Source organism: Catenulispora sp. GAS73 (assembly GCF_041262085.1).
In the GTDB taxonomy this organism is placed as follows: Bacteria; Actinomycetota; Actinomycetes; order Streptomycetales; family Catenulisporaceae; genus Catenulispora.
The window spans coordinates 120,229-144,472 of record NZ_JBGCCM010000018.1 but is presented as its reverse complement, the minus strand read 5'-3'; the positions used below and the strand labels follow the sequence as shown (position 1 = coordinate 144,472).

At 72.2% G+C, this 24,244-nt stretch carries 20 protein-coding genes and 1 tRNA gene; 7 read left to right on the top strand and 14 right to left on the bottom strand.

The annotated features are described in order from the left end of the window. Window positions 1-129 precede the first annotated feature (129 nt). A tRNA-Arg gene (locus tag ABH935_RS26530) sits at window positions 130-202 on the bottom strand. 101 nt (window positions 203-303) lie between these two features. Beyond that, window positions 304-1,515: a hypothetical protein gene (locus ABH935_RS26525; RefSeq protein ID WP_370380641.1), complete on the bottom strand. Its 1,212-nt coding sequence runs from the start codon at window positions 1,513-1,515 to the stop codon at window positions 304-306. A 444-nt stretch (window positions 1,516-1,959) separates the two neighbouring features. Between ABH935_RS26525 and ABH935_RS26520 the strand changes: the two genes are divergently transcribed. After that, window positions 1,960-2,550 (top strand): TMEM165/GDT1 family protein, encoded by a 591-nt coding sequence (locus tag ABH935_RS26520; RefSeq protein ID WP_370380640.1) that lies wholly within the window; start codon window positions 1,960-1,962, stop codon window positions 2,548-2,550. A 30-nt stretch (window positions 2,551-2,580) separates the two neighbouring features. Here ABH935_RS26520 and ABH935_RS26515 read toward each other — a convergent pair whose 3' ends face one another. Both ABH935_RS26515 and ABH935_RS26510 read right to left on the bottom strand, forming a co-directional pair. Continuing rightward, window positions 2,581-3,750 (bottom strand): pyridoxal-phosphate dependent enzyme, encoded by a 1,170-nt coding sequence (locus ABH935_RS26515; RefSeq protein ID WP_370380742.1) that lies wholly within the window; start codon window positions 3,748-3,750, stop codon window positions 2,581-2,583. A gap of 141 nt (window positions 3,751-3,891) precedes the next feature. After that, window positions 3,892-6,000, bottom strand: a complete 2,109-nt coding sequence (locus ABH935_RS26510; RefSeq protein ID WP_370380639.1) for an ABC transporter ATP-binding protein/permease — start codon at window positions 5,998-6,000, stop codon at window positions 3,892-3,894. Between the two features lie 470 nt (window positions 6,001-6,470). On the opposite strand from ABH935_RS26510, the gene dxs reads away from it, so the two are divergent. The 3 genes from dxs to ABH935_RS26495 are packed head-to-tail and all read left to right on the top strand — an operon-like array spanning window position 6,471 to window position 10,324. Further along, window positions 6,471-8,396 (top strand): 1-deoxy-D-xylulose-5-phosphate synthase, encoded by a 1,926-nt coding sequence (gene dxs, locus ABH935_RS26505; RefSeq protein WP_370380741.1) that lies wholly within the window; start codon window positions 6,471-6,473, stop codon window positions 8,394-8,396. A 48-nt stretch (window positions 8,397-8,444) separates the two neighbouring features. Beyond that, a complete protein-coding gene (ispG, locus tag ABH935_RS26500) occupies window positions 8,445-9,560 on the top strand; it encodes a flavodoxin-dependent (E)-4-hydroxy-3-methylbut-2-enyl-diphosphate synthase (RefSeq protein WP_194921943.1) in 1,116 nt (371 codons plus the stop codon). Continuing rightward, window positions 9,557-10,324, top strand: coding sequence for an SDR family NAD(P)-dependent oxidoreductase (locus tag ABH935_RS26495; RefSeq protein WP_370380638.1), 768 nt, complete (start codon window positions 9,557-9,559; stop codon window positions 10,322-10,324). Before ispG ends, ABH935_RS26495 begins: the two co-directional genes overlap by 4 nt. Before the next feature lie 241 nt (window positions 10,325-10,565). Here ABH935_RS26495 and hpnH read toward each other — a convergent pair whose 3' ends face one another. From hpnH to hpnC, 7 genes are read right to left on the bottom strand one after another with little or no spacing between them, the layout of a single operon-like run. Next, on the bottom strand, window positions 10,566-11,570 hold the full coding sequence (gene hpnH, locus ABH935_RS26490) for an adenosyl-hopene transferase HpnH (RefSeq protein WP_370380637.1): 1,005 nt from the start codon (window positions 11,568-11,570) through the stop codon (window positions 10,566-10,568). A 39-nt stretch (window positions 11,571-11,609) separates the two neighbouring features. Further along, the gene (locus tag ABH935_RS26485) at window positions 11,610-12,215 is read right to left on the bottom strand and encodes a 1-hydroxy-2-methyl-2-butenyl 4-diphosphate reductase (protein ID WP_370380636.1); all 606 of its coding nucleotides are present in this window, start codon (window positions 12,213-12,215) and stop codon (window positions 11,610-11,612) included. Beyond that, window positions 12,212-14,107, bottom strand: coding sequence for a squalene--hopene cyclase (gene shc / locus ABH935_RS26480; protein ID WP_370380635.1), 1,896 nt, complete (start codon window positions 14,105-14,107; stop codon window positions 12,212-12,214). The genes ABH935_RS26485 and shc overlap by 4 nt, the downstream gene beginning before the upstream one ends. Before the next feature lie 12 nt (window positions 14,108-14,119). Then, complete coding sequence (locus tag ABH935_RS26475; protein WP_370380634.1) at window positions 14,120-15,136, bottom strand: polyprenyl synthetase family protein; 1,017 nt, start codon at window positions 15,134-15,136, stop codon at window positions 14,120-14,122. Then, the gene (gene hpnE / locus ABH935_RS26470) at window positions 15,133-16,467 is read right to left on the bottom strand and encodes a hydroxysqualene dehydroxylase HpnE (protein WP_370380633.1); all 1,335 of its coding nucleotides are present in this window, start codon (window positions 16,465-16,467) and stop codon (window positions 15,133-15,135) included. Before hpnE ends, ABH935_RS26475 begins: the two co-directional genes overlap by 4 nt. After that, a complete protein-coding gene (gene hpnD, locus ABH935_RS26465) occupies window positions 16,464-17,294 on the bottom strand; it encodes a presqualene diphosphate synthase HpnD (RefSeq protein WP_370380632.1) in 831 nt (276 codons plus the stop codon). The genes hpnE and hpnD overlap by 4 nt, the downstream gene beginning before the upstream one ends. A 56-nt stretch (window positions 17,295-17,350) precedes the next feature. After that, on the bottom strand, window positions 17,351-18,274 hold the full coding sequence (hpnC, locus tag ABH935_RS26460; protein ID WP_370380631.1) for a squalene synthase HpnC: 924 nt from the start codon (window positions 18,272-18,274) through the stop codon (window positions 17,351-17,353). 204 nt (window positions 18,275-18,478) lie between these two features. Between hpnC and ABH935_RS26455 the strand changes: the two genes are divergently transcribed. Further along, complete coding sequence (locus tag ABH935_RS26455) at window positions 18,479-19,201, top strand: polysaccharide deacetylase family protein (RefSeq protein ID WP_370380630.1); 723 nt, start codon at window positions 18,479-18,481, stop codon at window positions 19,199-19,201. A gap of 179 nt (window positions 19,202-19,380) precedes the next feature. Here ABH935_RS26455 and ABH935_RS26450 read toward each other — a convergent pair whose 3' ends face one another. Genes ABH935_RS26450 through ABH935_RS26440 form a run of 3 tightly spaced genes read right to left on the bottom strand, consistent with a single transcriptional unit; the run spans window position 19,381 to window position 22,563 of the window. Further along, window positions 19,381-20,469: a glycosyl hydrolase gene (locus ABH935_RS26450; protein WP_370380629.1), complete on the bottom strand. Its 1,089-nt coding sequence runs from the start codon at window positions 20,467-20,469 to the stop codon at window positions 19,381-19,383. Between the two features lie 20 nt (window positions 20,470-20,489). Further along, window positions 20,490-21,425, bottom strand: a complete 936-nt coding sequence (locus ABH935_RS26445; protein WP_370380628.1) for an NAD-dependent epimerase/dehydratase family protein — start codon at window positions 21,423-21,425, stop codon at window positions 20,490-20,492. A 13-nt stretch (window positions 21,426-21,438) separates the two neighbouring features. Further along, window positions 21,439-22,563 carry a DegT/DnrJ/EryC1/StrS family aminotransferase gene (locus ABH935_RS26440; RefSeq protein ID WP_370380627.1) on the bottom strand — a complete coding sequence of 375 codons (1,125 nt, stop codon included), beginning with the start codon at window positions 22,561-22,563 and terminating at the stop codon, window positions 21,439-21,441. A gap of 223 nt (window positions 22,564-22,786) precedes the next feature. On the opposite strand from ABH935_RS26440, the gene ABH935_RS26435 reads away from it, so the two are divergent. Both ABH935_RS26435 and ABH935_RS26430 read left to right on the top strand, forming a co-directional pair. After that, window positions 22,787-23,332 (top strand): SigE family RNA polymerase sigma factor, encoded by a 546-nt coding sequence (locus ABH935_RS26435; protein WP_370380626.1) that lies wholly within the window; start codon window positions 22,787-22,789, stop codon window positions 23,330-23,332. Then, entirely contained in the window at window positions 23,329-24,240 is a 912-nt protein-coding gene (locus ABH935_RS26430) for a hypothetical protein (protein WP_370380625.1), read from the top strand. Before ABH935_RS26435 ends, ABH935_RS26430 begins: the two co-directional genes overlap by 4 nt. The last annotated feature ends 4 nt before the right edge of the window (window positions 24,241-24,244 follow it).

The window sequence follows — 24,244 nt, the reverse complement described above, 5'->3', positions numbered from 1 at the left end:
TCTGTAGCGGCGGTACAGAGCTTCCATTGCCGAGACGTGATAGTCCGACTCATCCGATGGTCTGTCGGCGTCTTGCTTGTGCCGGTGGCGTCGCCCTGAGTGAGTTGTGCCAGCTCAGAGGGTGATCTGTGCCCCCGGCAGGATTCGAACCTGCGACCATCGGATTAGAAGTCCGGTGCTCTATCCACTGAGCTACGAGGGCCTGGCGGCGACGCGGGCTCATCTTAGCGGGTCGGGGGTGGGTTCCAGCTTGACGTTTCCGGGTGGTGTGCGGCCCCGCTTGGTGGCGGGGCCGGTGGGTGGTCAGGCTTCGGGGGTGAGGATGGTGTGCAGGTCGCGGCGGGCGGTGGCGAGGATGGCTCGGGCCTGGTCGCGGTGGGTGGGGTCGGGGGTGTTCACGGCGGCCTGGTAGGCGTTGGTGAGTTTGCGGAGGGCGCGGTCGGCGCTGTGCAGGGCCTCGCGGGTGGCGCGGGGGTCGGTGCGGTGGTCGTGCTGGTCGGGGGTGAAGTCGCGGGAGGCTCGGGCGGCTCGGCGTGCTTCGTGGCGGGCGGCGTGGTGCTGGTTGTGGGACTCGGTGCGGTGGTGGTCGTGGTGGGTGGCGCGGCGGTCCTCGCCGTGCTCGTGGGCTTTGGCGCGGCGGTGGTCACGGCGGGCGGTGCGGCGGTCCTCGTGGTGCGGGGTGCGGTGGTCGGCGTGGTGGTCGGAGTGGTGGTGGCAGTGGGCGCTGGGGCCGTGGGGGGTGCGGGGGTCGAGGTCGGGGTCGGGGTGGTGGGTGCCGCGGGAGGCGGAGTCGCCACGCATGCGGCGGGTGCGGCCGAAGTCGGGGCCGGCGGAGTCGCTGCGGGAGCGGCGGGAAGGGCCGAAGTCACTACGGGTGCCGCGGGAAGGGCCGAAGTCACTGCGGGTGCCGCGGGAAAGGGCGAAGTCGCGATCGGCGAAGTCGCTGGAGCGGCGGGCGGAGGCGAAGTTGCCGCGGGTGCGGGGGGCGGGGCCGAAGGCGTCTTGGGCGAAGTCGCCGCGGGTGCGGCGGTTGCGGCCGAAGTCGCGGTGGTCGGGGCCGTGCTCGCTGAAGTCACGCCGGTCGAAGCCGCGCGGACCGAATTCGCGCGGGGCGGAGCTGCGGCGGTCGAAGTCGTGCTCGCGGGAGTCGCGGCGGTCACGACCACGGCGGTCGGAGTCGCGGCGGTCACGGCGGTCACGGCGGTCGGCGCTGCGGCGGCCGAAATCGCGCTCGCCGAAGCCACGCTCGCTGGGGCCGCGCTCGTCGAAGGCGCGATTACCAAAACCACGCTCGTCGAAGGTGCGCTTGCCGAAACCGCGCTCGCCGAAGGCGAAGTCGCGCGGGGCGAAGCTGCCGTGGCTCGCCGGGCGGCACTCCGAGTGGGAGTGGCGTGGGGCGAAGTCCGGGCGGGGGGCCGTGGTGAGGGCGCGGGGGTGGCGGCGACCGCGGTCGCGGTCGCGGCGGGTGGGCTCGTTCGGGGAGCCGGGGTTGGGGTTTGGGGTGGGGGTGTTCATGGGGTCCTCTTTCTGGGGGCGACGATCGTCTCCGATCTGTCTTTGGTGTGTCTGCGACAGTCTTTGGTTGCTGTCGATACGTTAACGATATATCGCTAACTTGCGGAGCGCAAGTCTGGGGTGAGTTGTGCCCTGATGGTGCTGGTGAGATTGGTTGTGGAGCTGGGCGCGGCGGTGGAGGCGCGCGCGGCATCATCGGTCCGGCCGGGTGGGTGGAGAAGTCCTGCAGCTAAGGGCCGGCGAGTGATCCTGGTACCCTGGGATCACCGCGAAGGGGAGTAGCTCCAACGCCGGGACGTCGACATACTGGCCCGTCAGGGCCCGGCCCCCGGGATGCCCGCGAGGGTGTTGAGCAAGACCTTCGGCCCGCAGCGACAGCTGCCGCGCCGAAGCCTCCCTGAAATCGGGCCTCGGATGCGGCCCGACTTGAAGGACTCAGCTCGCGTGGATTTGATCATCATCCTGACGGTGTTCGGGATCGTCTTCCTGGCCGAGTTGCCGGACAAGACCGCCCTTGCCTCCCTGGTGCTCGGCACCCGTTATCGGCCCTCGCAGGTGTTCGTCGGCACGGCGGCTGCGTTCCTGGTGCACGTCGTGCTCGCCATCGCCGCCGGCAGTCTGCTGACGCTGCTGCCCGGGCGGGTGCTGCACGCGGTGGTCGGCGCGTTGTTCCTGATGGGCGCGATCCTGCTGTTGCGGGGACGCCATGAGGAAGAGGAAGAAGAGCACCTGGAGCTGCGGGGGGACAAGCCCGCGACGTTTCGGCGGGTCGCCGGAATGAGCTTCGGCGTGATCCTCGTCGCCGAGTTCGGGGACCTGACGCAGATCGTCACCGCCAACCTCGCGGCCAAGTACCACGACCCGATCTCGGTCGGCGTCGGGGCCACGCTCGGGCTCTGGGCGGTGGCCGGGCTGGCGATCGTCGGCGGACGCGGACTGCTGAAGGTGGTGCCGATCACGGTCATCACGCGCATCGCGGCGGCGATCATGGGGGTGCTGGCGGTCATCAGCCTGGTCGACGCGATCCGGGGCTGAGGCGAGGCGCGGCGAGGGCAATCAGAGCACTTATGTGCTTGGGTCAGTCGGCGGCTTGGATTTCAGGCCGCTGCCGCACAGGGGCGCTACCACCGAAGGCAGGTCGTCCTCGCGGCCACTGTCCCCGTCGCCGATGAGTCCGGCGCTGATCGCGGCCCAGCACGCGGCGCCGGTCGGCTCCACGTAAAGACCCGCGCGGGCCAGGGCCGCGTGGGCTGCACGGACTTGGTCGTCGGTGACAGTGGTGATGCTGCCGCCGGTGCTGCGTACCGCTTCGAGGATCTGCGCGCCGCGAGCCGGGCGGGCGATGGCGATGCCTTCGGCGACAGTCGCTTCGGGCGTGATCTCGGCGGGCGCGTTCTGGCCGTTGCGGAAGGCGGCGGCCAAAGGTGCGCAGGGGGCGGCTTGCACGGCGACGATGCGGGGCAAGCGGTCGATCAGCCCGGCGGCGAGGAGTTCGCGCGCGCCGAGGTAGGCGCCGAGGACGAGAGTCCCGTTGCCGAGCGGAAGGACCAGGGTCTGCGGGAGGCGGCCGCCGAGTTGTTCCCAGAGCTCGAAGACGTAGGTCTTGGTGCCGTGAAAGAAGAAGGGGTTGTGGACGTGGCTGGCGTAGAGGGTGCCAGACGTGTCGGCGGCCTCGGCCGCGGCGTCGGCGGTGTCCTCGCGGGAGCCGGGAATCTGGTGGACGGTGGCGCCGTACGCCCGAAGTTGGGCGACCTTGCCGGGTGAGGTGGCGGCTGGGACATACACCTCGCAAGCGATGCCGGCGCGGGCAGCATAGGCGGCGACGGCCGTGCCGGCGTTGCCGCTGCTGTCGGCGACCATGCGGCCGACGCCCAAACCGCTCGCGAGCGCGGCGAGAAAGACGGCGCCGCGGTCCTTGAACGAGCCAGTCGGCATCAAGTAGTCGACCTTGAGCCGCACGTCCGGCCTGCCAGGCGCGGTGACCAGCGGGGTCATGCCCTCGCCGAGGGTGATGGCCGCGGGCTCGGCGAGCGGGAGGGCCTCGGCGTACCGCCAGAGAGTCGCCGGGCGGCGGGCCAGGTCGGCCGCGGTCGGGAACGCGGGGGTGAAGCCGGCCAGGTCGAGAACGCCGTGGCAATCGGCGCAGCGCCAGGCGAGGGATTGCAGGGGGTGGTGGGTGTCGCAGGCGACGCAGTGCAGGGTGAGCTTCGGGTTCCACGACGGGTCCGAACGCAGCGCTGGATCCGAAGTCGGCGGGAGGTCCGAAATCGGTGCGCTCGGTTCCGCCACTGTCGCCTCCGGGTCAGGGATGTGATCGCTGCCCGTCAATATCCCATGATCGGCTAACGAACGCCGCCATGGGCCAGGAGCCGCAGGTCAGCAGCCGCGCAGCAGCGAGGACTCGTGCCGTCGCAGCAGCCGCAGCACCAGGGCCAGGCAGGCCGCGCCGAGGACGACGAGCATCCCGATGTCCGCGCTCCACTGCAGGACCGAGTGCTGCCAGAGCGGGTCGGTGGTGGTACGGCCCTGTGGCGGCCCCATGATGTTCGGCAGGTTGATGGTCGCGGCCTCGGCGGCGACCGCCCAGCGCGACGGGGACAGCCAGGCCAGTTGTTCCAGCGCCGGGCTGTGGAAGAGGGGGAACAGGGAGCCGCAGAACACGACCTCGACGATCGTGATCAGGACCAGGAGCGGCATGGTCTTCTCGGTGGTGCGGACGACCGCGGAGACGACCAGGCCGAGGAGCATCGAGGTGACGCCGAGCAGGACGGCCGCCAGCATCAGTTCGGGGACCGCGGTGCCGGAGATGAGCAGGCCGTGGGCCGGCAGGCGGCGGGGCAGCAGGCAGACCGCCGACAGGACGATGGTTTGGGCCGCAGTGATCACGCCCAGGACGATCGCCTTGGACATCACGTATGCCGAGCGCGACAGTCCTGCGGCACGTTCTCGGTCGTAGACGCCGCGTTCCTTGATCAGCTCGCGGACCGCGTTGGCGGCGCCGGTGAGGCAGGCGCCGACGGCCAGGACCAGGAGCACGGTCGGGGCATCGGTGTTCTTGTCGCCGCCGGAGGCCGCGGCCAGGCCGGAGGACGCCGGGATGGCCAGGCTCAGCACGCCCATGATCATCGGGAGCGCGGCGAGCAGCATCAGGTGGCCGCGGTCGGCGGAGATCACCGCGAGGTAGCGGCGGATGAGGGTGCGGAGCTGCGAGCCCCAGCTCTGGGAGGCGCGGGGCGAGGAGTAGCAAGAGGAAGGTGCGACGGCTGCTTTGGAAGGCACCGGAGTCGAGGCTTCCGTCGAGGCTTTCGTCGACGCAGCGTCAGAGTCCCGGGACTCTCCGGGACCAAAGTCCTCGCTCGAAGACCTCGGTGAAGGAAGCGTCGTCGCACCAGACGACTCCGCGCCAGACGACTCCGCGCTGTATTTGAGGTGGTACTCGGACGAGCGATACGCCCCGGCCCAGTCGTACCCGCGCCGGCACGAGAACGCGAGGAACACGTCCGCCCACGTCTCGCACTCGAAGAACGCCAGCGCCTCCTGCGGCGGCCCGTAGTACGCCACTCCCCCGCCGGGTGCCATCACCAGCAGCAGGTCGCAGGCCTGGAGCTCGGCGACCGAGTGCGTGACCACCAGCACCGTGCGGCCCTCGTCGGTCAGGCAGCGCAGCATGCGCATGACGTCGCGGTCCATGCCCGGGTCCAGGCCGGAGGTCGGCTCGTCGAGGAACAGCACCGAGGGCTTGGTCAGCAGCTCCAGCGCCACGGACACCCGCTTGCGCTGGCCGCCGGACAGGGTGGCGACCTTGTTGCCCTCGAACTCGGTCAGGCGCAGGTCGGTCAGGACCTCGTCGATGCGGCGCTCGCGCTGCTCGGCGGTCGTGCCCTGCGGGAAGCGCAGGGCCGCGGCGTAGCGGAGCGCGGCCTTCACCGTGAGCTGGGCGTGCAGGACGTCGTCCTGCGGGACCAGGCCTATTCGGTGGCGGAGCACGGAGTACTCGGCGCACAGTTCGTGGCCGGCGTAGCGGACCGAGCCGGAGTCGGCGGGACGGGAGCCGGTCAGCGCGCGCAGCAGGGTGGACTTGCCGGAGCCAGAGGGGCCGATGACGGCGACCAGCGCCTGCTCGGGGACGTCGAAGCCGACGTCGTCGAGGAGGGTCTTGACCACGCCGCGATGCTTGACGGTGACGGTCAGGCCGCGGGTGGACAGGGCGGCGGGAGTGCCTGGGGCGACAGGAGCGATCGGGGGGCGCACCGCAACCGGTGCAGGTGCGGGTGTGGGAGCCGGCGCCGCAGCCACCGGAACCGCCGTGGCGGTCTCCGTAGCCGCGGCCATCGACGCCGCCAAGGCCACCCCGGCCGGCAGCGCCATCGCCGTTCCGGCCTCTACCCCTACCTCCGTAGCGGTCAGGGTCAGCGCCGGAACGGGGGTCACGGCCGTGCTGGTGGTGCTTGCCGCCTCGGGGCGGTCTTCGAGCTCAACCTGCATCTTCCCTGCCTTGCCGGATCGGCTGTCGCCTTCGCTGTCCGACATAGGTGGACTGCGCGTGGATTCCCAGTGTGTAGCACATGGACGCCGTTTCACGCATCGATCTTGTGATTCTTACTCTTTTGCAAGTCCTCGGCCGCAATCTGGGCCTCTACGTAGTTACGCCGACACCTTCCGCAGTCGTGGAAAGAGGTTTACGCACCCGCCGATCGCCCGAACAGGCCAACCCCGGCAGAAACCCGCAAGCACCGGACACAGTGTTCTGACCAGGCACAACACCCGAATCACGGTGATCGCACCAGCCCCGCCGGGCACGCGCGGCGAGCCGTTCGCGACCACCCTGGTGCGGTGGGAGTCACACAAGTTGCTTCCCGCGCCGCGATGGTAGGCGAGTGTTAGGAGTCCCTATGCGGACGACCGCCAAGTCTTCGTCGTCGTCTTCTGCACCTCGGCGGCGGAGCGCCGGCCCGGTGTTGGAGCGGGTATCGGGTCCGGAGGACTTGGCGGGGTTGGACTCCGTCGAGCTCGCCGCGCTGGCCGAGGAGATCCGCGGCTTCTTGATCGAGAAGGTGTGCGCGGTCGGCGGCCACCTCGGCGTGAACCTCGGCGTGGTGGAGCTCACCATCGCGCTGCACCGGGCGTTCCGCTCCCCGCACGACGTGCTGTTGTTCGACACCGGGCACCAGAGCTACGTCCACAAGATCCTCACCGGCCGCGCGCCCGGGTTCGACACCCTGCGCCGGCGCGGCGGCCTGTCCGGCTACCCCTCGCGGACCGAGTCGGCGCACGACTGGATCGAGAACTCGCACGCCTCGACCGCGCTGAGCTACGCCGACGGCCTGGCCAAGGCGTTCCAGCTGCGCGGCGAGCTGGCCGACGGCTCCGGCGACCCGGCTCGGCGGCATGTGGTGCCGGTGATCGGCGACGGTGCGATGACCGGCGGGTTGGCATGGGAGGGCCTGAACAACCTGGCCGGCGCGGGTGACCGGCCGGTGGTGATCGTGCTGAACGACAACGGCCGCGCCTACGCGCCGACGGTCGGCGGCATCGCGACCCACTTGGGCGGCCTGCGCGCGGAGCACGGAGAGCGTGACGAGCACGATAAGCGCAACATGCACGACAAGCGCGCAGAACACCGGGCCCAGCAACTGTTCAGCGACCTCGGCCTGGCCTACGTCGGCCCGGTCGACGGCCACGACATCGCCGCCACCGAACAGGCGCTGCGCGAGGCGGCGGCGCTGGGCCGGCCGGCGCTGGTGCACGTGATCACGACCAAGGGCCGCGGCTTCGCCCCCGCGGAGTGCGACGAGGCGGACCGGATGCACGCCGTCGGCGTCGTGGACCCGCACACCGGGACGCCGACCAAGGCGCCGAAGCGGAGCTGGACCGAGGTGTTCGGCGAGCAGATGGGCGCGATCGGGGCCGAGCGGCCGGACGTGGTGTGCGTCAGCGCGGCGATGGTGCTGCCGGTCGGGCTCGGCGAGTTCGCCGGCCGGTTCCCGGAGCGGATCTTCGACGTGGGCATCGCCGAACAGCACGCGGTGTGCTCCTCGGCGGGGCTGGCCGCCGGCGGGCTGCACCCGGTGGTGTGCGTGTACTCGACGTTCCTGAACCGGGCCTTCGACCAGGTGGTCATGGACGTGGCGCTGCACAAGGCGGGCGTCACGTTCGTGCTGGACCGGGCCGGGGTCACCGGGCCGGACGGGGCCTCGCACCACGGGATGTGGGACAGCGCGATCCTCGGGGTCGTCCCGGGTCTGCGGCTGGCCGCGCCCCGCGACCCGGCGCGGCTGGCGGAGCTGCTGCGGGAGGCGGTGGCGGTCGACGACGCGCCGACCGTGGTCCGCTTCCCGAAGGCCGAGGCCGGGCCGGACATCGAGGCGCACGCGCGGATGAACGGCGTCGACATCCTGTACCGCGCGGCGGGACGGCCGCTGGACGTGCTGATCGTCGCGGCCGGCGTGACCGCGCGGACCTGTCTGGCCGCCGCCGAGGAACTGGACCGGCTGGGGATCGGGGCGACGGTGGTCGACCCGCGGTGGATCCTGCCGATCAACCCGCACCTGGCGCACCTGGCCGACCGGCACCGGCTGGTGGTGACCGTCGAGGACAGCGTGCGCAGCGGCGGGATGGGGACGGCGCTGGCGCAGGCGTGCGCGGACGCGGAGTCGACGACGCCGGTGCGGGTGATGGGGCTCCCGCAGGAGTTCCTGGCGGCCGGCGGACGCGAGGAGATTCTGGAGAGCGCGGGGATGGCGGTGCGGGACATCGTCGCGACGGCTGTCGACGGGTTGCGGGCCGGGCCTCGGGTGGGGCCTCGGATCGGCGTGCCGGACAGCCTGGAACTGATGGAGATCCCTGAGATCCCACAGATTCCACAGATTCCACGCGGCTAGCGCCGCTTCGGCCGCCTACTTTTTCCTGAGGAGAACGAGGAGAACACTGTGAACGCCATCGACCTCGGACTGCCGGCCTTCCCGAGCGCGGGAACCCGCGAGCGACGAAGGATCAGCCGGCAGCTCGACGTCGGGGGCGTGCCGGTCGGCGGCGGGGCGCCGGTGTCCGTGCAGTCGATGACGACGACGCTGACCGCCGACGTGAACGCCACGCTGCAACAGATCGCGCAGCTGACGGCGGCCGGATGCCAGATCGTGCGGGTCGCGGTGCCGTCGCAGGACGACGCCGACGCGCTGCCGGCGATCGCCAAGAAGTCGCAGATCCCTGTCATCGCCGACATCCACTTCCAGCCGAAGTACGTGTTCGCCGCGATCGACGCCGGCTGCGCGGCGGTGCGAGTGAATCCGGGCAATATCAAGGCTTTCGACGACAAGGTCGGGGAGATCGCGCGCGCCGCCGAGGATGCCGGGATCCCGATCCGGATCGGCGTGAACGCCGGTTCCTTGGACAAGCGGCTCTATGAGAAGTACGGCAAGGCGACGCCCGAGGCGCTGGTCGAATCAGCACTCTGGGAATGCTCGCTGTTCGAGGAGCACGGGTTCCGGGACATCAAGATCTCGGTGAAGCATCACGATCCGTTGGTGATGGTGGCCGCGTACCGGCTGCTGTCGGAGCAGTGCGACTACCCGCTGCACCTCGGCGTCACCGAGGCCGGGCCGCTGATGCAGGGGACGGTGAAGTCGGCGGTGGCGTTCGGGATCCTGCTGTCGGAGGGGATCGGGGACACGATCCGGGTGTCGTTGTCCGCGCCGCCGGTCGAGGAGGTCAAGGTCGGTATCAGCATTCTGGAGTCGCTGGGGTTGCGGCGGCGGCATCTGGAGATCGTGTCGTGTCCGTCGTGCGGGCGGGCTCAGGTGGACGTGTACAAGCTGGCCGAGCGGGTGCAGGCGGCGTTCGAGGGGTTCCCGCATCCGATGCGGGTCGCGGTGATGGGGTGCGTGGTGAACGGGCCCGGGGAGGCGCGCGAGGCGGACATCGGGGTGTCGTCGGGGAACGGCAAGGGGCAGATCTTCGTGCGCGGCGAGGTGGTGCGGACGGTGCCGGAGGCGCAGATCGTCGAGGCGCTGGTGGAGGAGGCGCTGGCGCTGTCCGAGGGGTCATGAGCGAGGGGCACGCGCACCGGGGGGTGGCGCTGGTGACCGGCTCGTCGTCGGGGATCGGGGCGGCGACGGCGGTGGCGCTGGCGCGGCGCGGGTACCGGGTGGTGGTGCACGGCCGCGACGAACAGGCGACCGCGGCGGTGGCGATGGCGGTCGACGGCGTGCCGGTGTGCGCGGACCTGGCGCGGGACGGCGAGGCCGAACGGCTCGCGGAGCGGGCTTTGGAGGTCGGCCGGGGGCGGGTCGAGGTGCTGGTGAACAACGCGGGATTCGGGTGGCGGGGGGACTTCGGCACGATGCCGGCCGGGACCGCGGAGCGGCTGCTGGCGGTGAACCTGGCGGCGCCGATCGCGCTGACGCGCGCGCTGCTGCCGGGGATGCGGGAGCGGGACGCGGGGCGGCTGGTGTTCGTCAGCTCGATCGCGGGGCGCGTCGGGGTGGGAGGCGAGACGGTATACGCGGCGAGCAAGGCGGGGCTCGACTGCTTCGCGGACAGCCTGCGCGGGGAGTTGCGCGGCACGCGGGTCGCGGTCGGGGTGGTGGTCGCGGGGGTGATCGAGACGCCGTTCTTCGAGCGGCGCGGGACGCCTTACGCACGGCGGTGGCCGCGGCCGATTCCGGTGGAGACGGCGGCGGAGGCGGTGATGCGGTGCGTGGAGCGGGGGGCCGCGGAGGTATATGTGCCGCGGTGGTTGCGGGTGCCGGTGGCGGTGCAGGGGGTGGCGCCGGGGGCTTATCGGTGGTTGGAGGGGCGGTTCGGGGAGTGAGAGCCGCGCGCGGGCCGCCGACAAGCAGACACCAGATCAAGCACCGCTCGGCCACGCACGCTCGCACCAGAGCCCCGCCGGACAAGCCGCGCCCGCGCACAGTCCGCACGCCAGAGGGTCGAGCCCCGCCGCGCCGGCACACACTCCGAGCGCCGGAAGGCTGGCTGCCGCCAGACCGACAGCGCCGCGCCCCTCATCCCCCACACCGTCGCGCGGGCCGCCGCCGCCACGCCTCGCCGCCTCATCCCTCCCGCAGCGCCCGCACCGACTCGCGCAGCGAGCCCAGCGTCGCGAACACGGCCGTCGGCTCGTAGCCGCAGTGGGCCATGCAGTTCGCGCAGCGGGGGTCGTTGCCGCGGCCGTAGCTGTCCCAGTCGGTCTCTTCCAGGAGCTCCTTGTACGTCGCCGCGTAGCCGTCCGACATCAGGTAGCAGGGCTTCTGCCAGCCGAACAGGGAGTAGCTCGGGATGGCCCAGGCCGTGCAGGGGAAGTCGGTCTTGCCCTCCAGGAAGTCCAGGAACAGGGGGCTGTGGTTCAGGCGCCAGCGCTGGCGGTTGCCGTCCGCGAACGCCTTGCGGAAGAGCTCGCGGGTCTGCTTCACCGGGAGGAAATGCTCCTGGTCCGGGGCCTTCTCGTAGGCGTAGCCGGGGCTGATCATCATCTGGTCGACGCGGAGGTCGTCGTTCAGGTAGTCGAGGATGTCGATGACGTCCTGGGGCGAGTCCGTGTCGAAGATCGTCGTGTTCGTCGTCACGCGGAAGCCGCGGCGGCGCAGTTCGCGGACGGCGGCTACCGCCTCGTCGAAGACGCCTTCCTTGCAGACCGACTCGTCGTGGCGTTCGCGCAGGCCGTCCAGGTGGACCACCCACGTGAAGTAGCGCGAGGGCTTGAAGCGGTCCAGCTTCTTGGGGATCAGGAGTGCGTTCGTGCACAGGAACACGTAGCGCTTCATCTTCACCAGCTCGTCGACCAGCTCGCCGATCTGCGGGTGCATCAGCGGCTCGCCGCCGGCGATGGAGACCATCGGCGCCCCGCACTCGCGCATCGCGGCGAGCGCCTGCTCGACCGGCATGCGCTTCTTCAGGACGTCCGCGGGGTGCTGGATCTTGCCGCAGCCGGCGCAGGCCAGGTTGCAGGCGAACAGCGGTTCCAGCTCCACCAGGAGGGGGAACTTCTCGCGGCGGCGCAGCTTGTTGCCCAGGATGTAGCTTCCGATGCGGACGCTCTGGCGGACCGGCATTCCCATGTTCCGCGCCTCCTTACGAATCGATCCAGCGATGGTTCTTCAGACGTGTTCGAGCGCTGTGGCCCAGTGCTGTAGGACGGCCCCGATGGCTCGGAGTCTCTTGCGTGCGGTCAGGCCCGCGCGCAGGGTCGACGGACGGACCAATGGGTGGTCCGGAGTGTCGACGACCACCCGGACGACGGTGAAGGGCCGGCCTCGGGCGGTCGCGACCAGGGGGAACGACTCCATGTCCACCGTGGTCACGCCCTGTCCCGCCAGCCGGGTCAGGTCCTCGGACCTCGCCACGTGATCCACGGTCGCGATCGGTCCGGTGACCACGGCCGGAACCTGCCGGGCAGCGTCGGGCTCCAATATCAGGTGCTGCTCCAGCGCGAACGCGATCGAGTCCGCCCACGGGCACTCGATCACCCGCTCCCCCCGCCGCACCTCGTCGGCGACGACCACGTCCCCCGGCTTCAGGCAGCCGTCGGTGGCGCCGCCGAACCCCGCGACGGCCAGCACGTCGAAGGCCGGGTCCCGTTGCGCGAACTCCTCGGCCCGCCGGATGCCCATGCCGACGCGCTCGACCCGCAGGCCGTCGGTCTTCAGGGCCCGGGCCTCGATGCCGAGCGCGGCGCAGACAAGGAGGTCCGTCGAGCCCGTCATGACAGAGCCTTCACATACCGGCCCAGGGCACTGATCGGGAACACCAGCCGATACAGGTGGTAGTTCAGGTAGAAGTCGCCGGGGAAGCCGGTGCCGGTGAAGTGGTCCTCGTCCCAGGTCCCGTCGGCGCGCTGCGTGCGAGTCAGGAACCGGACACCGGCCTCGACCGCAGAACTGCGGGCTTCCCCCGCCGCCAGCAACGCCAGCAGCGCCCACGCGGTCTGCGAAGCGGTCGAAACCCCGCGCCCGACCCACCGCTTGTCGCGGTAGGAGCGCAGGTCGTCGCCCCAGCCGCCGTCGTCGTTCTGGTGCTCCTCCAGCCAGCGAACCGCCCGGCGGATCAGCTCGTCCTCCGGATCGACCCCGGCCGCGACCAGGGCCGGGACCACGGCGCCTGTGCCGTACACGTGGTTGGCGCCCCAGCGCCCGAACCACGACCCGTCGCTCTCCTGCTCCCTGACCAGCCAGTCCACCGCACGCCGCGCGGCGGCCGAGCCGCCGCGCCCCAGCGCCGCGTACGCCTCCAGCGTGTGCGCGGTGACGTCGGCGGTCGGCGGGTCGATGACCGCGCCGAAGTCGCAGAACGGCAGCTTGAGCGCCAGCGTGCGGGTGTTGTCGGCGTCGAAGGCACCGTAGCCGCCGTCCTTGCAGGCCATGCCCTCCAGCCACTCGACGCCCCGGCGGATCGCGGGGGCCGCGTCCGGGTGCGCGACGCGGTTCAGCGCCAGCAGCACCTCGGCGGTGTCGTCGGTGTCGGGGTAGCCGTCGTTGTCGAACTCGAACGCCCAGCCGCCGGGGGCGACCTCCGGGCGCCGCACCGACCAGTCGCCGGGGTTGGTGATCTCCTCGCCGAGCACCCAGTCGGCGGCCTTGACCAGGGCCGGGTGGTCCTCCGGCAGGTCGGCGTCGCGCAGCGCGGTCATCGCCAGGACGGTGTCCCACACCGGGGACTGGCACGCCTCCAGGCGGCGTCCGCGCTCGTCGCGGATGATGAATCCGTTCAGGCCCTCGATGCCCTTGCGCATCACCGGGTGGTCGACACCGTAGCCGAGCAGGTTCAGCGCCATCAGCGAGTACACCCACGGCGGCTGGATCCCGCCCCAGGACCCGTCGGCCTCCTGCCGCGCGATGATCCACTCCGCGGAACGGCGCAGGGCGGCGTCGCGGACGGAGCGCAGCGGGCGCCGCTCGTAGACGTGCAGCGCGCGGTCCAGCGTCGTGAAGAAGCCGCGCTTGGCCGGGGTGCGGCGGCCGGTCCGCAGCTCGCTGAGGTCGAAGCCGAGCTCGCGCACCGGACGCAGGGCGTTGACGATGGTCAGCGGCACCACGGTCTGCCGGGCCCAGCAGGCCCAGTCGTAGACGTTGAGCGGGAACCACTTCGGCAGGTAGATCAGCTCCGGCGGCATCACCGGCAGGTCCGACCACTGCCATTCGCCGAACAGCGCCAGCCAGATCCGGGTGAAGACCCGGCTGGCCTCGATGCCGCCGGACTCCAGGATGAAGGTGCGTGCGGCGGCCATGTGCTCGGCCGTCTGCGGGTCGCCGGCCATCCGCAGCGCCGCGTAGGCCTCGATGGTCGTCGACAGGTCGGCCGGGCCGTCGAAGAAGTTGGCCCAGGTGCCGTCGGCGCGCTGCTGGGAGCGGATCCAGGCGGCGGCCTCGGCGGTCTCCTCGGCGGTGCGGATCCCGAGGAACTGGCGCAGCAGCAGGTCCTCGGCGTCCATCGTGACGTTCGTCTCCAGTTCGCCCTTCCACCAGCCGGCGGCGTCCTGCAGGCCGAGCAGGTGGTCGGCGGCGGCCTTGAGCGTCGCGGCGGCCTCGGAGGCTCCGGGGGAACCGGAGGAGTCGGAGGACCCGCTCGCGCTGACGGCCTGGTCGATGACGTCTGTCACAGGTATCCCTACCTAGTTGTCCCGATGGGTGACGAAGCGCGCGACGGCCAGGAACTCGGCCCGCACGTCGTCGGGGATGTCGGCGGAGGCCAGCCGGTCCTGGGCGGCGGCGATCCGGGCGTCGGCCGCGTTCTCGGCCCAGGCCCGGCCGCCGGCCTCCTCGATCAAGGAAGCCGCCTCGATCAGCTGCGGCTCGGTGAGCGGCTCGGACTGCGTGTACAGCAGCGCCAGCCGCGCCGCGGCCGGGGTGCCGGAGCCGAGAGCCGCGGTCACCGGCAACGACTTCTTGCGCGAGCGCAGGTCGTTCAGCACCGGCTTGCCGGTCACCTCCGGCTCGCCCCAGATGCCGAGCAGGTCGTCGACGAGTTGGAAGGCCAGGCCCAGGTCCTCGCCGAACCCGGACAGCGCCAGCGCCAGCCGGTTCGGGGCCTCGGCCAGTACGGCGCCGATCGAGCAAGAGCAGGCGAACAGCGCCGCGGTCTTGTCCATCGACATCACGGTGCACTCGTCGAGGGTGACGTCGGTCCGGGTCTCGAAGCCCAGGTCGAGCGCCTGGCCGGCGATCAGCTTGCGGGTGGTGGCGGCTATGTGGCGGGCCGCGCGGTGCGCGCCGGCGGTGCCGCGGTCCAGCAGCACCTCCTCGGCCAGCGCCAGCAGCGCGTCGCCGGCCAGGATCGCGGCGGGGACGCCGAAGACGGTCCAGGCGGCCGGGCGGTGCCGGCGCATGCGGTCGTTGTCCATGACGTCGTCGTGCAGCAGCGAGAAGGCGTGCACGAACTCGACCGCGACGGCGGCCGGCACCACGCGCGCCATGTCGGCGCCGGCGGCGCGGCCGGACAGCAGCGCCATCGCCGGTCGCAGGGCCTTGCCGCCGGTCGGGCCCTTCGGCGGCGAGCCGTCGGCCTCGACCCAGCCGAAGTGGTACGCGGCGACCCGGCGCATCCGGGGGTCCAGCCGTTCGACGGCGGCGCGCATGGCCGCCTCCACCAGTTCGCGGCCGGCGGTCACGGCGTGCGGGACGACTGTCATCGGTCGGTGCCTTTCTGCAAGTGGCGACGGCACAGAGCGGCGGCCGTCAGCCCGCTGCGCACCGCGCCCTCCATGGTGTCGGGCCAGCCCGTGGCGGTCCACGCGCCGGCGAGGAAAAGCCCTGGTACGCCGGTCGCGGCCGGCGGGCGCAGGGCCGCGGAGCCCGGGGCCTGGCGGAACGTCGCGTGCCGTTCGCGGGTGACGAAGAACTCGGTGACCTCCGCGCGCCGCGTACGCGGCAGCACCTCGGCGAGCGCCGGCAGGAACGCCTCGCGGATCTGCGCGACCGGCGCGTCGATCCACTGCCCGGCGGCCGAGACGACGCTGCTGACGTACTGGCCGTGGGTCTGGCCCAGGCCGGCGGCGGCGGTGCGGTCGAAGACCCACTGCACCGGCGAGTCGACGACCGCGGCGAAGGAGGTGTCCATCACCGGCCGGTCGTAGAGCACGTGCACGTCGACGATCGGCGAGGACGCCAGTCCCGCCCAGCGCTCCCGGTCCGGGCACGCGGCCTGGGGCACCAGCGCGGCGGCGGCCGGGTGCGGTACCGCGACGATCACCGCCTCGGCGTCCACCGGGAAGCCGTCGACGACCAGCCGGGTCCCGGACACGACCTGCTCGACCTTGGTCTTCAGGTGCACGCCGCGCAGCTTCTTCTCGGCGGCGCGGCCGTGCAGTTCGCCCAGGGGGATGCGCGGGACGCCGATGTCGGCGGCGGTCGAGCTGCCGAGCAGCGCGGTCTGGATCACCATCGCCGACAGCCCGAGCGAGGCCTCGTCCACGCCGCAGTTCAGCGCGGCGGTGACGAACAGCTCCCACAGGTAGCGGCGGGTGCGGTCGTCCTGGCCGTGCTGGTCGAGCCAGGCGCCGAGGCTGATCGCGTCCAGGGCCGGGTCGGCCGGGTCCAGCTTGCCCATCGCCAGCGACGCCGAGGCGGCGCGCAACCGCTCGGCCGGGGTGAGCAGGGAGTACTTGGCCAGGGCCGGGAGCAGGTGCAGCGGGCCAGGCAGCCCGGTGCGGCGCAGCCGGGCCGCGGGCCGCTCGTCGGGGGTCAGGACCCGCAGATCGAAACGGTCCTGGATGTCGATGCCGTCGCCGGTGCCGAGGCGTTCGAGCAGGCCGCGGTAGGCGGTGAAGGCGCGCAGCATGACGTGCTGGCCGTTGTCGACCGTCAGGTCCGGGCCGCCGTCGGAGCCGGCCCGCTGGAAGGAGTGCGTGGCGCCGCCGAGGCGTGGACGCGCCTCGTACAGCTCCACGTCGATCCCGGCTTCCTGGAGCGCGACGGCCGCCGAGATCCCGGCCAGGCCGCCGCCGACGATCGCGACGCTCACGGTGTGACCCCCGCCAGCGCGCGGGCCGCGACGACGCCCTTCTCCCAGGCCGGGAGCGACATCCGGGAGTTCAGGGCGCTGATCGGCTGCTCGGCGATGCGGATGAGCAGGCGCCGGTAGATGCCGGCCATCGCGGCCGTGCAGGCGGCGCTGCGGCGGTCCAGCAGCGGCAGCAGCTTCAGGCCGGTGTCGTACCAGCCGCGGGCGGCCGCGGCCTGGTCGCGGACCAGGGCCGCGAGGTCGGTGTCGTCGTCGACGAAGCGGCCGTGCTCGTCGATCTTCAGCGTGCAGCCGTGCCGGACCAGTTCGTCGGCCGGCAGGTAGACGCGGCCCATCAGGCCGTCCTCGCGCACGTCCCGCAGGATGTTGGTGAGCTGGAGCGCGACGCCGAGGGAGTCGGCGTACCTGGAGGCCTCCTCCTGGCGCGCGGGGTCGACGCCGTAGACGCCGAGCGAGAGCCGGCCGATGGAGCCGGCGACGCAGCGGCAGTAGAAGGTCAGCTCGTCGGGGGTGGCGTAGTCGGTGCCGCGGACGTCGGCCTCGCAGCCGTCGATGAGCTCGTCGAAGGCGGCCAGCGGGATCATCGGGTGCTGCCGCGCGGCGTCGGCCAGCGCGACCAGCACCGGGTCCTCGGGGCGCTCGGTGAGGTGGTGCAGGTCGTCGCGGGCCACCGCCAGCTGCGCCAGGCGCTCGCCGCGGGTCTCCGAGCCGTCGCCGATGTCGTCGACGCGCCGCGCGAAGGCGTAGACCGCGGACAGGGCCTGGCGTTTGGTGGTGGGCAGCAGGCGGATCCCGTAGGCGAAGTTCCGGGCCCGGGCGCGGACCACTTGTTCACAGTGGTCGTACGCTTCTTGCGGGCTTGTGCGCGATCGGTTCACTCGGGTCACTTGGCCACGTCCCTTCCGAGGATCAGCAGAGCTTCGCCGAGCGTCCGGGCGCGGCTCGGGCGCAGGCGGGCGGCGTGCACGTCGTAGGCGCCGCCGCGCAGCGCCGCCAGGGTGGCGCGGCCGCCGGCCAGGTAGCCGGCGACCGCGACCCGGGCCCAGCCGTCGAGCTTGCCGATCAGCGGGGCGCCCTGGTCCAGCAGCTCGGCGGCGCGGTCGGCGTTGCGGGCCACCACGCCGCGCAGCCTGGTCGGGGTGGTCGCGGCGCCCAGGTCGGCATCGGTGCAGCCGAAGAGCTTCAGGTCGGTCGCCGGCAGGTAGACCCGGCCGTCGGCGAAGTCCTCGGCGACGTCCTGGCAGTGCTCGATGACCTGCAGCGCGGTGCAGATGTGGTCGGACAGCGCGAGCCGTTCGGGGGACGCGGCGTCGAACACGTGCAGCACCAGGTGCCCGACCGGGTCGGCGGACAGCGCGCAGTACTCCACGAGCTGTTCCCAGGTGGCATAACGGTGGATCTCCTGGTCCTGGCGGTTGGCCTGGACCAGCTTGCGCAGCGGCGCCTCCGGGATGCCGTGCTCGCGCGCCACCAGCCCGATGGCGCGCAGCGCGGGCAGCTCCGGGGCGGTGCCGGCGAAGATCCGGTCGATGTCCCGGTCCACCAGGTCGAACAGCCGCCCGCGCTCGGCCGGCGGCGCCTCGTCGCCGATGTCGTCGATCAGGCGGGCGTACCGGTAGACGGCGCCGAGCGCGGCCCGGTGCCGGGCCGGGAGGATGCGCAGCGCCACCGGGAAGTTCTCCCGGATGGTCCGCTCGGGCGGCATGGCCGGGTCGCCGGTACCTGGACGCGTGGCACCAGGACGCGTGGCACCCGCCGCCCGCGGACCGGGCCCGCTAGGGGTGTCGAGCCGGCTGGCCTTCAGCATCAGTGGAATCCCTTCGCCTCTCCAGCAACGCAATCAGCACTCGGCCCTCCCGTCCCCTTTTCCTGATCCATTCGAGGGTCCCCAACCGCCCGCTAGGCGGAAAGGTGTTGATTCGGGGGTCGTTCGGGGGGTGTTCGGGGGTCCGCGCCGGGGTGTGGTCGGCGACCGGGGTGTGATCGGTCCCGGCGCGGGAAAGTCCCGGGCATGCGTTCGGCGGCTGTCGCGACAACGAGCGCGGCGATCGGCGTGGCCGGGCTGGCCCTGGCGCACATCGGCCCCGCCGCGAGCTGGCTGCCGCCGGTCCGCGACCGGCTGATGCCGGGCCTGGCCGCCCGGGGCCGCGCCGATCACGTGGCCCTGACCTTCGACGACGGCCCCGACCCGGTCAGCACGCCGCAGTTCCTGGACCTGCTGGACGAGCTGGAAGTGCACGCGACGTTCTTCGTGCTCGGCTCGCGGGTGGCGCGACATCCGGAGGTGGTCGCCGAGACCGCGGCACGCGGGCACGAGGTGGCGGTCCACGGATGGACGCACGAGCCGCAGTGGCTGCCGCGTCCGCAGCGGGACTTGTCCGAGCTGCGGCTGGCCAGGGAGGTGGTGGAGCAGGCGAGCGGGGCCCGGCCGGAGTGGTTCCGGCCGCCGTTCGGAGTGCTGACCACGGGATTGTGGCGGGCGGCCCGGCGCGCGGAGCTGCGGCCGGTGCTGTGGGGCGCGTGGGGGAAGGACTGGGAGGAGCGGCGGACCGCCGCCGACGTGCAGCGCACGGTGCTCGGCACACTCGGCGGGGGCACGACGGTGCTGCTGCACGACACCGCGCCGGACGGACGGGGCGAGGCGTGGCGGACGACGCTGGAGGCGGTGCCGGGGATCGTGGAGAGCTGCCGGCGCGCCGGGTGGGATGTGGGGGCTTTGGCGGAGCACTTCTGAGGGTGGGGGCGAGCTGGTCACACGACAGCCAGCAGCTGCGAGTAATGGTCCAGCGAGCGCCGATGCCTCGCGAAGCACTAACTCTTGAAGCACTAGCTCTTTCGGAGTAGCAGCGGCGCGTGTCGGCAGCAGCGCATCGCGAGGCGTTAACTCTCTCGGAGTAGCCGCCGCGCCGCGCATCAGCTCAGCCCCACACCGCTCAGCGCCGCGCCGAAAGCCGCCTCCCACGGCCCGCGCTCCGCGCCGATCGAGGGAGGCGGCGTGGGCCTTTCCAACGCGGCCAGTGCCGCGCGCACCACGTCCCGGGGCGCCGCGCTCGTGACGTCCGCGTGGCCGAGTTCCAGCTCGTGCTGCAGGTTGTCGCGGCCGTGGCCGGGCACCACGTCCAGCAGCAGCAGTCGCCGGCCGATGGCTCGCGCCTCGCTGCAGGTATCCCCCGAACTGGTGACGACGAGATCGGCCGCGGTCATCAGCGCGGGCACTCGATCGGAGTAGCCGAGTGCGTGGACGCGAGGCTCCCGCCGCTCCACCGCCCGCAGCCGCGTCTCCAGTTCCCGGTTGCGTCCGGCGACCGCCAGCACGTGCACTCCGGCCGCGCCCAAGGCAGCCGCCGCCGAGGCGACCGGCCCCAGCCCCCAGGCCCCTGACATCAGCAGTACGCACCGCGCGTCGGCCGGAACTCCGAACTCCTTGCGCGCCTCCTCCTTAGTCGGCGGCGCGTAGAAGGCCGGTCGCAGCGGCGCCGGAACCACCGCGATCCCCGCGTCCGGCCGGTATCGCCGCACGCCGGCCGCCGCGGCCTCCGACGTCACCAGGAACAGGTCCGTGCTGTCGTGGACCCACAACCGGTGCGGCGTGACGTCCGTGCAGAACACCATGTGCGGCGGGACCGTACCGCCCTCGCGGTGCACCGCGTCCACCGCGCCGGCCGCGGTGGCGAACACCGACACCACCAGGTCCGCCGGCGCGCCCTCCAGCAGCTCCCGCACCCGCGGCGCGAGCCGCGACACCGCCGCCTTCTCGGTGTAGCGGGCCAGGCGGTTGCCCGGCCGCAGGGCCGAGAAGTGGAACGCGTCGTACACGCCGGGCACCGCCAGCAGCCGGCGGAACACCGCCTCCCCCGCCGCGCCGGAGCGCCGGCCGAGCAGCGCCATCGCGTCCACGGTGGCCGTGGTCCAGCCCCGGTCGTGCAGCGAATCCGCGCAGGCTGCCGCCATCACGTCGTGTCCCTGCCCCAGGGACCCGCTCAGCAGCAGCGCGTGCGGCATGGTCGCCGGGCCTCCCGCGCTCAGCCGACTCGACGTTCTTGACCGGCCCGCACCCACTCGACGTAGCGCCGCACGCCCTCGGTGAACCCGGTCGTCGGCGACCAGCCCAGCAGCCGCTTGGCCTTGGCGTTGGAGATCCGCGTGCCGTCGTAGTCCGCGGCGCGCGCCGGGACCTGCTGCACGGTGATCGGGCCGAGCAGGCCGTCCACGGTGTCGGCGATCTGCCGGACCGAGATCGGCGTGGTGCCCTCCAGCGCGATGGTCTCGTCCTCGGCGGTCGGCGACAGCGCGAGCACGTGCGCGGCGGCCAGGTCCCGGACGTAGACGTAGTTGCGGGTCTGGCGGCCCTCGCCGGCGATGGTGATCGGCTGTCCGGCGAGCGCGGCCTGCACGAACTTGGCCACGACCAGGGCGTCGCGCATGCGCGGGCCGTAGGGGATGCCGTAGCGCAGGATCGTGAAGTGCTGTCCGTACAGCTCGCGGTAGCTCTGCACGGCCATCTCCGCGGCGAGCTTCGTCGCGACGTACAGGTGCCCGCTGCGCCGCAGGTCGAACGGCACGTCCTCGGTGAGCTCGGCGTCGCCGCCCTCGCCGTCGGCGTGCGCCGCCCCGTACACCCACACCGTGCTGGCCAGCACGAACCGGTTCATCCCGGTCTGCCGCGCGGCCTCCAGCGCGTTGCCGGTGCCCTCGACGTTCAGCCGCAGCGCGCGGACCGGATCGGCGGCGACCTCGTTGACGTCCGCGGCGGCGGCCAGGTGGAACACCACCTCGCCGCCGTCCAGCGCGCCGGTGAGCTGCGCCAGGTCCAGGATGTCGGCCCGGCGGTACTCGGCGGCCGGGTTGAGCTTGCTGATCGTGTTGTCCACGACCACGACCTCGTGGCCGGCCTCGACCAGCGCGTCCACGACGTGCGAGCCGATGAAACCGCAGCCCCCGGTGACGACCGTGCGCATCAGTGGGCTCCTTTCAGCCGAACATCTCGCGGGACACCGTGGTCACCGCGGTGAGGACCTGGTCGATCTCGTCGTCGCGCATGTCGGAGTGCACCGGCAGGCAGACGTGCCGCGCGCAGACGTCCTCGGCGACCGGCAGCGAGCCGTTGGCGTACTTCATCAGCACCGGCTGCTTGTGCAGCGGCAGGTCGTAGACCTCGCCGGAGAGCCGCACGCCGAACCGGTCGCCGACCTCGGCCTTGAACCGCGCGCGGTCGGCGCCGGCCGGCAGCAGCAGGATGTACTTGTAGAAGTTGCTGACGCAGCCGGCCGGTTCGGTGAGCGGCGTGAGCGCGTCGATGCCGGCCAGCGCCTCGGTGTAGCGCGCGGCGACGGTGCGGCGGTGCTTCACGAACTCGGCCAGGTGCTGGACGTGCACCGCGCCGGCCGCCGCGTTGAGCTCGGACAGCCGCCACGACGCGCCGTCGCGCACGTGGTGGTTGGCGGTGAACGCGCCCTTGCCCTGGTCCCGGTAGATCCGGGCCTCGTCGCGCACCTGGGTGTCGGCGGTGAGGATCATGCCGCCCTCGGCGCTGGTGGTGACCTTGGTCGGGTAGAACGAGAAGGCCCCGGCCAGCCCGAAGGTGCCGGCCATCCGGCCGTCCAGGCTGCAGCCGTGCGCGTGCGCCGCGTCCTCGACGAGCGCCACGCCGCGCCGGTCGCACAGCGCGCGGATCGCGTCCACCTCCGGCGTGATCAGCCCGCCGATGTGCACCAGCACCACGGCCTTGGTCGAGGGCGTGAGCACCGCCTCGACGGTCTCCGGGTTGAGCGCGAAGGTCGAGGCCTCGACGTCGGCGAACACCGGCCGGCCGCCCGCGTGCACGACGGCGGCGGCCGTGGCGTAGAAGGTGTTCGACGGCAGCACCACGTCGTGGTTGGCGACGCCGACCACCCTCAGCGCGATCTCCAGCGCCGCGGTCCCGGTCGCCACCGCCACCGCGTGCTGCGCGCGGTGCGCCGCCGCGAAGGCGGTCTCGAACCGCTCGGTGTGGGGGCCGAGCGTCAGGGCGCCGGTGGCCAGGCTCTCGGCGACCGCCGCGGCGACCGCGGCGCGGTCGTCGGCGTCGAACACGATGCGAGCCGCGGGTACTGTCACTGCACACCTCCGAAGTACGGATGAAAGCCGCTTTCCCATGAAAGCTCTCGGGAGTGGTGTCAGCGACCCGAGCGGTCAAATGGGGTAAGTGGGGCTGCGGGGTACGGGGCGCCGGCGGGGCTCGTTCACCAGTTCTGATCGAATGTCACAGCTACATTCATCCGACCCACCTGTCATAGTTCCAAGCCCTTCCCCGCGTCTAGGAGGGTGAAAGGGGGACGGCATGGGAGTCGTTGACCAGCGTGACCGAAACGAAAGCGAGTTCCAGGACTTCGTCCTGGCCCGCCGCAGAGCACTGATGCACACCGCCTACCTGCTCACCGGGGACACCGGGCGGGCGGAGGACCTGGTGCAGACCGCACTGGCGAAGGCGTACGTGGCGTGGCGGCGGGTGCGGGACGTCGAGGACCCGGCGGCTTACGTGGCGCGCATCCTGATCAACGCGCACGCCTCCGAGCGGCGGCGCAAGCGGGTCCGGGAGTGGTTTCCCGGGACCGTGCCGGAGTCGGCGGTGGCCGATCGGGCGGAGGCGGTCGCCGATCGCAGTGCCCTGATGGCCGCGTTGGCTTCGCTGGCGCCCGGGCAGCGCGCCGTCGTCGTCCTGCGGTTCTGGGAGGACCGCAGCGAGAACGACGTCGCGTACCTGCTCGGCTGTTCGGTCGGCTCCGTGCGCAGCCAGGCCTCGCGGGGCCTGGCGAAGCTGCGCGCGATTCCGGAGCTGTCCCGCTTGTTCGATCACTCCGAAGTGACGGAAAGGTTGGGACGATGACCAGGACCACGAACGACCCCGGGGACACCGGGTTCCCGGACGGCGAACGGCTGCACGAGGCCTTCGCCGAGGAGATCGACCGGCCGGGGCTGGACGGACCCTCCTACGACGCGGTGCTGCGCAGCGGCAACGCCCGGCTGCGGCGGCGCCGGGTGACCGTCGGCGCGACGTTCGCGGTGGCGAGCGTGACGGCGGTGGCCACGGCGGTCATCGCCACCGGCGGCGGTGCGTCGCAGAACGTGAACGCGGCCGACAACCCCACGAACACCACTCCGGCAGCGGCGGGGACGACGACCGCCCCGAGCGGTTCCGCGCCGGGCACCACTTCTTCGGCGGCCACCAGCACGACCGCCCCGACCTCGCCAGCCTCGCCGACGCACCTCCCGGACGCGGTCATCACCTCGGGCGCCCTCGACGGCCACGCCTGGCAGCTCGTCCGCGAGTACAAGCTCGATCCGGGCCCGCCCCCTGGCATCACCAGCATGCCCGGCGACCCGGCGCCGCACCCGAAGCCGCAGTGGTGCACCAGCCTGAACGTCATCGTGGACGGCGTCTGGACCGACGCCGGCGCGGGCGGCGGATCCTGCGTGCCGCTCGGGCAACAGGAGGAGGCGCCGTCGTTGACGGACGCCGGATTCGCCTCCATCGCCATCGTGACCCCGAACCACGTCCGGCTCGGCGCGGTCGTGGCCGGGAGCGTCAGCCCCCTGACGGCCTCCGTCACCGCGCAGTGCGGCGCGAAGTCGTTCACGGACAAGCCGCTCCAGCCGTCCGGGGACAACGTCGCCTACTACGCCTTCACGCTCCCGAACGGCTCGGGCTGCCAGACCGGGGCCCTGTCGTTCTTCGACTCCTCGGGCTCCCGGGTCGGCGCCATGTCCGGGGTGGCGTTCGAGGGCGGCAAGTAGCACG